This window comes from Klebsiella sp. F11 (genome assembly GCF_056712265.1).
Genome location: NZ_CM160060.1, coordinates 1,411,456 through 1,420,740, shown reverse-complemented (window position 1 = coordinate 1,420,740; position 9,285 = coordinate 1,411,456). Strand labels below are relative to the sequence as shown.

Genomic DNA, 9,285 nt, shown 5'->3' with positions numbered 1-9,285 from the left:
TTGGCCCAACGGCCTGATGCAGACAGTAAACGCATTATTATACGCTAAGGGCGGAAAAACGCCCAGCCGCCATAATAGAATCAGACTATCGATTTTTTACCGCGTCAGCCGCGTCGCAACTCCGACGCACATTACTTGTCAGCCTGCGGGAAAACGTCGACAATTCATTGATGGATAATAAAACGGAGGCCTCCATGTCCACCTCTTTTTTTGTCGCCGCCGACTGGCTGGCGGAACATATTGATGACCCGGAAATCCAGATTATCGACGCCCGAATGGCACCTCCCGGGCAGGAAGATCGCGATTTGCACGCCGAATATCGCGCGGGCCATATTCCCAACGCCGTATTTTTCGATATTGAAGCGCTTTCCGATCGCACCAGCCCGCTGCCGCATATGATGCCGCGCGCCGAAGCCTTCGCCGTGGCGATGCGCGAGCTGGGCGTCAGCAGCGATAAGCATCTGGTGGTTTACGATGAAGGCAACCTCTTCTCGGCGCCGCGCGCCTGGTGGATGCTGCGGACCTTCGGGGTAGAAAAAGTCTCTATTCTCGCCGGAGGGCTGGCCGGCTGGCAGCGCGATGAGCTGCCGCTGGAGCAGAACGATCCGCAGCTGCCGGAGGGTGAATTCGACGGCCGCTTCGATCCGCTGGTAGTAAAGCGCCTGACCGATGTGCTGCTGGTGAGCCATGAAGGATCGGCCCAGGTCGTCGACGCCCGTCCGGCCGGGCGCTTTAACGGACTCGTCGATGAGCCGCGCCCGGGGCTGCGCCGGGGGCATATTCCCGGGGCGCTGAACGTCCCGTGGACCGAGCTGGTGATTAACGGCGAGCTGAAAACTATCGACGAGCTGAATGATATTTTCCTGCGCCAGGGCGTGGATTTCGAGCGGCCAATTATCGCCAGCTGCGGGTCCGGCGTTACGGCGGCGGTAGTGGTGCTGGCGCTGACAACCCTGGGCGTTAACGGCGTCTGCCTGTATGACGGTTCGTGGAGCGAATGGGGCGCCCGTCCGGATCTGCCGATCGAGCCGGCGCAATAAAAATAGCGGCGGGGTTAGCGCCCCGCCGTCATCAGATAATGCGGTTCTGCTTGAAGTCGCGCAGGAAGCTGCCCCAGCGCTTTTCATAGAATGGCGCGATATGGGCAATCATAAAGTGGCTGATGCCCTTCTCCCCTTCCACGACCTGACAAATATCGATCGGCTCATCGCCGGGCTGGGTGTCGGTTGCCACGCTGCCGGTCGCCTGGATGACCTCTTCAATATCCCCCTCGGCCTCAATGCCGATAAGCAGATTCGCCGGCGCGTCGGCGCTGTCTTTAATCGAGCACAGAAACGCGCGCTTTACGGTTTTCAGGGATTTAAAGAGCGTGGTCAGCGAATCCACCATCTGCGCCGGCGGCTCGGCCACCTCAGACAGCAGCAGCGGCTGCCCGCCTTCCAGCACGGTTTGCGCGCTGAGCGGACCGCCATCTTCGCCCAGCAGATGCTTGATTTCGTTCGGCGTAAACTCTTTTCCGGCCGGCAGTTTGGCGTTGAGGAACAGCGTCTCACCCAGGGTCATCGCCATCAGCGTACGCGCCGGCATTGCCACAAAAGACTGCTCGTCTTCGACCGCCTGCTGCAGGGCCTCCAGCGAGGTGAAAAAGGGAATAACCGAGGCGCCATCGTCTTTTTCCCAGTGCTGCAGATCTACGGCGCTATCTTCAACAACCTGTTCACCTTCCGCCGCCGCGCCGGGCACCCAGACGGTGGATTCCAGCAGCGTACGGAAAAAGGCCGGGCGATGGCCGGGCTCAATCGCCGCCTTTTCCAGCAGCGTTTCTAATTCATTTTTAGTTTCGGACATGGCTCTCACAACATCAGAATCAGCAATCCCCGGCCGCGGACGCGGGCCGGGGTGAGGCAATTAGGGGCGCTGGCGCCCCGCCATTTTTTACTCTGCGGTTAACAGATTGGCAATCGTGCGCACGCCGAGCCCCGTCGCGCCGGCCGACCACTGCTCAACGGCGGATTTACGGTAGGTCGCGGAGCAGTCGATGTGCAGCCAGCCCTGATGATAGTTCTCAACGAAATGGGAGAGGAACCCTGCCGCCGTGCTGGCGCCCGCCGGGTAGGCGGCGCTGCCGGTGTTGTTCAGCTCGGCGAAGTTCGACGGCAGCTGGCCGCGGTGGAATTCCGCCAGCGGCAGACGCCAGAAGGCTTCGTTTTCCGCCTGCGCGCTCGCCAGCAGGCGAGCCGCCAGCGCGTCGTCGAAGCTGAATAGCGCGTGGTAATCGTTGCCCAGCGCGGTTTTCGCCGCCCCGGTCAGCGTCGCCGCGTCGATAATCAGCTCCGGCTTCTGCGCCGAAGCATCGATCAGACCATCGGCCAGCACCAGGCGGCCTTCGGCGTCGGTGTTCATGATCTCCACGGTTTTACCGTTGCGATAATGAATGATGTCGCCCAGCTTAAAGGCGTTACCGCTGATCAGGTTGTCGGCACAGCACAGGTAAAGCTTCACGCGTTTGTTCAGACCGCGGGTAATCGCAAACGCCAGCGCGCCGGTAACCGTCGCCGCGCCGCCCATGTCGGACTTCATCGAATCCATAAACGCGCTCTGCTTGATGCTGTAGCCGCCGGAATCGAAGGTGATGCCTTTCCCGACCAGGCAGGCGTAGACCGGCGCGTCTTTATCGCCGGTTGGGTTATAGTCCAGCGCCAGCAGGACCGGCGGGCGCTCGGAGCCGCGGCCAACGGTGTGCAGGCCAAGATAGTTCTGCTCGCGCAGGTCTTCGCCTTTGGTGATGCGGTAAGAGACGTTATCGCAGCCAACGCCGCACAGCAGGTCGACCGCGCGCTGGGCCAGCTGTTCCGGACCTAGCTCTTCCGCCGGGGCGTTAATGGTGTCGCGCACCCAGTCAATAATGGTCAGACGGTTATCCAGCTCGCTTTTTTGCGCGTCATCCAGCGCCGGCCACTCAACCTGACGGCTGCCTTTCGGCCCTTTATAGCCGGCCCAGAACGCCCAGGCGCGGTCGGTATTCCAGCCTTCACCATCGAGCGCAACGTGCCTGATGCCCATGCCGTCAACTTTACGCGCCGCGCGCTGAATCAGGCCCAGGTCGTCTTTACCGTTCAGATGCAGGGTGATGCCGTCGTTGTTAATGCTGTAAGCCGCTTTTTCTCCCCAGCGTGCGTCTGCGGGTTGGGTCGTCAGCGTAATCTTCATGGCTTCGGTCATTTTATTCATCCTTATTAGCAAACGGGCCACCCTATGGCAGCCCGTTAAAATTTTTCCGCTAAATGATTCGCGTTGCTGGAAGGCGGCAAGTAAGCAAATCCCCGGTCGCATAGATAACTATGCGACCGGGGTGAGCGAACGCGGCCAACGCATCAGCAACGTGGAGCATGACGCGAAAATTATTCTGCTTCGTCTAACCAGACTAGCAGAATTGCCTCCAGAATTTTTTCATTGGATGCGTTTGGATCGTCATTAAACTCTTCCAGCTCGCAAATCCACTGATGCAAATCGGTGAAGCGAACGGTTTTCGGGTCGAGATCCGGGAAGGCATCATACAGCGCCTCGCCAATTTCGCGACTATCGGTCCATTTCAGTGCCATATCAATGCTCGCGTGCGTGGTTGATGGTGTAGCGCGGAATTTCGACGACCAGATCGTCGGCGGTCACGCGCGCCTGGCAGCTCAGACGGCTGTCGGGTTCCAGCCCCCAGGCCTTATCCAGCATATCGTCTTCATCTTCGGTACTTTCGGCCAGCGAGTCAAAACCTTCACGCACGATGCAGTGGCAGGTGGTGCAGGCACAGGATTTTTCACAGGCGTGTTCAATCTCAATACCGCTACGCAGCGCAGCATCAAGAATGGTCTCACCGATCTCAGCTTCCACAACTACGCCATCCGGGCACAGGTCCTGGTGGGGTAGAAAAACAATCTTTGGCATATTAAACCTCGTCCACGGATTGACCTTTCAGCGCGGTACGGACCGACTGGTCCATGCGGCGTGCGGCAAATTCCTGGGTTTGTGTGTCTATATTTCTAATGGCTTCTTTTATTGCATCGGCGTCATCGCCTGCCGCCACCGCGCGCAGCTGCGCCGTTGCGTCATCGATAGCCTGACGTTCTGCGGCGCTTAACAGCGCGGCGTCTGAGGCCAGCGCGCTTCCCAGGCTTTCCAGAACGCGTGCGGCTTCAACTTTTTGCTCGGCCAGCATTCGCGCCTGAACGTCCTGCTCGGCGTGGCTCATCGAATCTTTGATCATGGTGGCGATTTCGCTGTCGCTCAGGCCGTAGGAGGGTTTCACCTGAATGGACGCTTCGATCGCGGTCGATTTCTCCATCGCGGTGACGCTCAGCAGCCCGTCGGCATCGACCTGGAAGGTAACGCGAATATGCGCCCCGCCCGCCGGCATAGCCGGGATGCCGCGCAGCGCAAAGCGCGCCAGCGAACGGCAGTCCTGCACCAGCTCGCGCTCGCCCTGCATGACGTGGATCGACATCGCCGTTTGACCGTCTTTAAAGGTGGTGAACTCCTGGGCGCGAGCCACCGGAATGGTGGTATTGCGCGGGATCACTTTCTCCACCAGGCCGCCCATCGTCTCCAGCCCCAGCGAGAGCGGGATAACGTCGAGCAGCAGCAGTTCGCTGTCCGGCTTATTGCCGACCAGAATATCGGCCTGAATGGCGGCGCCGATGGCGACAACTTTATCCGGGTCGATGGTGGTCAGCGGGGCACGGCCAAAAAACTCGCCGACGCGTTCGCGCACCAGCGGCACGCGGGTGGAGCCGCCCACCATCACCACTTCCAGCACCTCTTCCGCGCTCACGCCGGCATCTTTCAGCGCGCGGCGGCAGGCCAGCAGGGTACGTTTAACCAGCGGAGCAATCAGCGCATTAAACTGCTCGCGGGTGACTTCGCCCTGCCAGCCGCCGACGTCAACGGGGGCGGTTTCCGCCGCGCTGAGGGCAATTTTGGCCGCAATAGCCGCATCCAGCAGCTCGCGCTGCAGGCGGTTATCGCGGCGATCGCCGAGGCCCGCCTGCTCGCGCAGATAGTCCGCCAGCAGATGGTCGAAATCGTCTCCACCGAGCGCCGAGTCGCCGCCGGTGGCCAGAACTTCGAAGACGCCGCGGCTGAGACGCAGAACGGAAATATCAAAGGTGCCGCCGCCGAGATCGTAGACCGCGATAACCCCTTCCTGACCGGAGTCGAGGCCGTAGGCAATCGCCGCCGCCGTCGGTTCGTTCAGCAGGCGCAGGACGTGCAGGCCGGCCAGACGCGCGGCGTCTTTAGTGCCCTGGCGCTGCGCATCGTCGAAATAGGCCGGGACGGTGATCACCACGCCGTCGAGGTCGCCGGCAAGGGCTTCCGTCGCGCGGGCGGCCAGCGCCTTGAGGATATCGGCAGAAACGCGGACCGGATTGAGCAGACCGCCGGCGGTTTGAATCATCGGCAGCCCGTTTTCGCTGGCCTGCAGCTGATAGGGGAGATGCGGGTAGCGGGTCTGAATATCGACCAGCGAGCGGCCCATCATGCGCTTCACCGAGCTGATGGTATTCACCGGATCCAGCGCCGCATTCTGGCGGGCGTCATGGCCGACGCTCAGGCCGGACGTGTGGTAGTTCACCACCGAAGGCAGCAGGTGGCGCCCCTGGCGATCGGGCAGTGTTTCGGCCTGGCCGCTACGCACGGTGGCGACCAGCGAATTGGTGGTGCCCAGGTCAATACCCGCCGCCAGACGACGCTGGTGCGGCGCGGCACTCAGGCCTGGCTCACTAATTTGTAATAAGGCCATAATTGCTTCCGAATATTAATTTACTCGTCATAATCTGTGCTGCAGCTACGTTGGCTGCACGGCGATCCGCATACGTTAGAGTGCAAAAAACTTTTCTTCGAGTTGTTCTGCTACGTTCTGAAGCTTATCGAGAAAACGCAGCTTACGCACGGTATCCGCCGCGCTCTCCCACGCTTCGCCGTCTAACTGCTCAACGACCTGCCGCTGGCGAACGTCGTACATCCCCTTCACCCGCTGAATAAACGCGGTCAGGCGCGCTTCATCCTGCGCTTTTTCGATCTCATCCAGCTCTTCGCGCAGCTCCAGCTGCTCCATCAGGAACGCGGTATCGCGCACGGTGTGCTGCTCGCTGGCTAAATCGAAGCCGTGAAGCGAAAGGATATATTCGGCGCGGGACAGCGGATGACGCAGCGTTTGCCAGGCCTGATTAATCGTCGCGGAGTGCTGCACGGAGGCGAGCTGTTCGGCAGCGCTGGCGCTGGCGAACCGGTCGGGATGATATTGACGCTGCAAATCCTGGTACCGGACAGCCAGCTGTTCTTGCGAAAGGGTATAACTGACCGGTAACCCGAAGAGGGCAAAATAGTCCATAGTAACCTCAGGGTTAACGAGATAAAGCAAACCCCACGCACGGTGCTCCGCAGTGGGGTTATATATCCGCGCCTCTCTGGTCGCGTCTTTACCGGCGGCGTTCGCCTGCTGTCGCCGCGCCGAAATTCAGCGGATATAGTACAGATTACACGTTGAAGCTTTCGCCGCAGCCGCACTCATCTTTGATGTTCGGGTTGGTAAACTTAAACCCTTCATTCAGGCCTTCTTTGACAAAGTCCAGCTGAGTGCCGTCGAGGAACTGCAGGCTTTTGCCGTCGATCACTACCTTGACGCCTTTATCTTCAAACACGGTGTCTTCTGCCGCCGGCTCGTCAACAAATTCCAGCACGTAGGCCATACCTGAACAGCCGGAGGTGCGGACGCCTAAGCGCAGGCCAAAGCCTTTGCCGCGGTTGGCCAGGAAGGTATTCACTCGCGACGCTGCGCTGTCGCTAAGAGTAATCGACATACAATAACCTCTTAATTATTTCGCTTCACGTTTGCTTTTGTAATCCGCAATCGCGGCTTTGATCGCGTCTTCCGCCAGGATAGAACAGTGGATTTTTACCGGCGGCAGCTCGAGCTCATCGGCGATATCGGTGTTCTTGATAGCCTGAGCTTCGTCCAGAGACTTGCCCTTCACCCACTCGGTAACCAGGGAGCTGGAGGCGATAGCGGAACCGCAGCCGTAGGTCTTAAAGCGCGCGTCTTCAATGATACCTTCATTGTTGACTTTAATCTGCAGCTTCATCACGTCGCCGCACGCCGGCGCGCCGACCATGCCGCTACCAACTGAGTCGTCGCTGTTGTCAAAAGAGCCGACGTTGCGCGGATTCTCGTAGTGATCGATAACTTTTTCGCTGTATGCCATGATAAATTCTCCTTAATACCTACCGATTAATGATGTGACCATTCAATGCTGTTCAGATCCACGCCCTGCTTGAACATTTCCCACAGTGGAGAAAGATCGCGCAGACGACCAATGGAGTTGCGAACCAGGTTGATGGTGTAGTCAATCTCTTCTTCGGTAGTAAAACGACCTAAAGAGAAGCGGATGGAACTGTGCGCCAGTTCATCAGTCATGCCCAGCGCGCGCAGCACGTAGGATGGCTCGAGGCTCGCTGAGGTACAGGCGGAGCCGGAGGAAACGGCGAGGTCTTTCAGCGCCATAATCAGCGATTCGCCTTCAACATAGTTGAAGCTGACGTTGAGAATGTTCGGCGCGCCCTGGGTGAGGTCGCCGTTGAGGTAAACCTCTTCCATATCTTTTACGCCTTCCCACAGACGGTTACGGAGACCGCGCAGGCGCGCCATCTCGGTTTCCATCTCTTCTTTCGCGATACGGTAGGCTTCACCCATACCGACGATCTGGTGGACAGGCAGAGTGCCTGAACGCATGCCGCGTTCGTGACCGCCGCCGTGCATCTGCGCTTCGATACGAATACGCGGTTTGCGACGGACGTACAGCGCGCCAATGCCTTTCGGGCCATAAATTTTGTGACCGGAGAAGGACATCAGGTCAACTTTCAGCTGGCTCAGGTCGATAGGCAGTTTGCCCACGCTCTGGGTGGCGTCAACGTGGTAAATGATACCGCGCGCGCGGCACATTTCGCCGATGGTGGCGATGTCCTGCACCACGCCGATTTCGTTGTTCACGTGCATGATGGAGACCAGGATGGTGTCATCGCGCATGGCCGCTTCCAGCTCTTTCAGATCGATAATCCCGTTGCGCTGCGGCGCCAGGTAGGTTATCTCGAAGCCTTCACGCTCCAGCTGACGACAGGTGTCCAGCACGGCTTTGTGCTCGGTTTTGCTGGTAATAATGTGCTTGCCTTTTTTCTGATAAAAGTTGGCTGCACCTTTGATCGCCAGGTTGTCGGATTCCGTTGCGCCTGAGGTAAATACGATTTCGCGCGGGTCGGCACCGACCAGCTCGGCAATCTGATTACGGGCGATATCAACCGCCTCTTCAGCCTGCCAGCCAAAACGGTGTGAACGAGAGGCCGGGTTACCAAAGGTCCCGTCCAGGGTCAGGAACTGCATCATTTTCTCGGCAACACGCGGGTCCACCGGCGTCGTTGCGGAGTAATCGAGATAAATCGGTAATTTCATTGCTCTTTAACTCCGTACATCACTCAATGCAAGGAACCAGGCGGCCGGCCTGATGTACGACCGAGGATACGGGATGTCGCAACATCCCGGCCTGATTCGAAAATCTTTTATAATTGTTACCCTGAACGTTTCACCCTGCAGCTAATACGCCGCAAGCTGAAACAGAAAGAGTACTACGCACGCAGTTTGACGTTAATCGCTTCCTGAGTGCGGGTATTACGCTGGGATTCATAGCTCTGCTGACGATCTGAAACATCAAGGATTTCCTGGTTGTTCACCAGTTCGCCCAGCGTGATGTTATTCAGGAAGCTGGTCAGGCGCTCGCTCAGGTCGCGCCACAGCGCGTGGGTCAAGCATTTATCGCCACCCTGGCAGCCGCCTTTACCCTGACAGCGGGTGGCGTCAACGGATTCATCAACCGCGCTGATAACTTCGCCAACGGCGATGCTACCGGCTTCTTTCCCTAATAAATAACCGCCGCCTGGACCGCGAACGCTCGATACCAGACCATTTTTGCGCAGGCGGGAAAACAGCTGTTCCAGATAGGAAAGCGAAATCCCCTGACGCTCAGAAATATCGGCCAACGGAACCGGGCCCGATTCAGAGTTGAGCGCGACGTCCAGCATCGCGGTCACAGCATAACGCCCTTTAGATGTTAGTCTCATGTCTTACTTAACCTCAAACTCGCCCCTGCCCGGGCTTTTTATTAATATGGGTATTGCATAGCAGGGCCAAGTCTGACATTCCCGAGTAATTTGGTCAACTATTTACTTGACTGTTTTAGTCAGGTA

At 58.4% G+C, this 9,285-nt stretch carries 11 protein-coding genes; 1 reads left to right on the top strand and 10 read right to left on the bottom strand.

From position 1 onward, the window contains the following. The first annotated feature begins 194 nt into the window (after window positions 1–194). Window positions 195–1,040 (top strand): 3-mercaptopyruvate sulfurtransferase, encoded by an 846-nt coding sequence (gene sseA / locus AC1M2H_RS07100; RefSeq protein ID WP_480150827.1) that lies wholly within the window; start codon window positions 195–197, stop codon window positions 1,038–1,040. Window positions 1,041–1,071: 31 nt separating this feature from the next. Here sseA and sseB read toward each other — a convergent pair whose 3' ends face one another. From sseB to iscR, 10 genes are all read right to left on the bottom strand, one after another. Beyond that, window positions 1,072–1,848, bottom strand: a complete 777-nt coding sequence (gene sseB, locus AC1M2H_RS07095; protein ID WP_480150826.1) for an enhanced serine sensitivity protein SseB — start codon at window positions 1,846–1,848, stop codon at window positions 1,072–1,074. A gap of 87 nt (window positions 1,849–1,935) precedes the next feature. Continuing rightward, entirely contained in the window at window positions 1,936–3,222 is a 1,287-nt protein-coding gene (gene pepB, locus AC1M2H_RS07090; protein WP_480150825.1) for an aminopeptidase PepB, read from the bottom strand. Between the two features lie 179 nt (window positions 3,223–3,401). Beyond that, entirely contained in the window at window positions 3,402–3,602 is a 201-nt protein-coding gene (gene iscX / locus AC1M2H_RS07085; protein ID WP_041146721.1) for a Fe-S cluster assembly protein IscX, read from the bottom strand. 1 nt (window position 3,603) lies between these two features. Next, complete coding sequence (gene fdx / locus AC1M2H_RS07080; protein ID WP_041146722.1) at window positions 3,604–3,939, bottom strand: ISC system 2Fe-2S type ferredoxin; 336 nt, start codon at window positions 3,937–3,939, stop codon at window positions 3,604–3,606. A 1-nt stretch (window position 3,940) separates the two neighbouring features. After that, complete coding sequence (hscA, locus tag AC1M2H_RS07075) at window positions 3,941–5,791, bottom strand: Fe-S protein assembly chaperone HscA (protein ID WP_480150824.1); 1,851 nt, start codon at window positions 5,789–5,791, stop codon at window positions 3,941–3,943. 75 nt (window positions 5,792–5,866) lie between these two features. Beyond that, window positions 5,867–6,382, bottom strand: coding sequence for a co-chaperone HscB (gene hscB, locus AC1M2H_RS07070; protein WP_480150823.1), 516 nt, complete (start codon window positions 6,380–6,382; stop codon window positions 5,867–5,869). Between the two features lie 145 nt (window positions 6,383–6,527). Then, the gene (gene iscA, locus AC1M2H_RS07065; RefSeq protein WP_041146725.1) at window positions 6,528–6,851 is read right to left on the bottom strand and encodes an iron-sulfur cluster assembly protein IscA; all 324 of its coding nucleotides are present in this window, start codon (window positions 6,849–6,851) and stop codon (window positions 6,528–6,530) included. 15 nt (window positions 6,852–6,866) lie between these two features. Further along, complete coding sequence (iscU, locus tag AC1M2H_RS07060) at window positions 6,867–7,253, bottom strand: Fe-S cluster assembly scaffold IscU (RefSeq protein ID WP_004866383.1); 387 nt, start codon at window positions 7,251–7,253, stop codon at window positions 6,867–6,869. A gap of 26 nt (window positions 7,254–7,279) precedes the next feature. Beyond that, window positions 7,280–8,494: a cysteine desulfurase gene (gene iscS / locus AC1M2H_RS07055; protein WP_426811992.1), complete on the bottom strand. Its 1,215-nt coding sequence runs from the start codon at window positions 8,492–8,494 to the stop codon at window positions 7,280–7,282. A gap of 173 nt (window positions 8,495–8,667) precedes the next feature. Then, the gene (gene iscR, locus AC1M2H_RS07050; protein WP_480150822.1) at window positions 8,668–9,159 is read right to left on the bottom strand and encodes a Fe-S cluster assembly transcriptional regulator IscR; all 492 of its coding nucleotides are present in this window, start codon (window positions 9,157–9,159) and stop codon (window positions 8,668–8,670) included. Window positions 9,160–9,285: the final 126 nt, after the last annotated feature.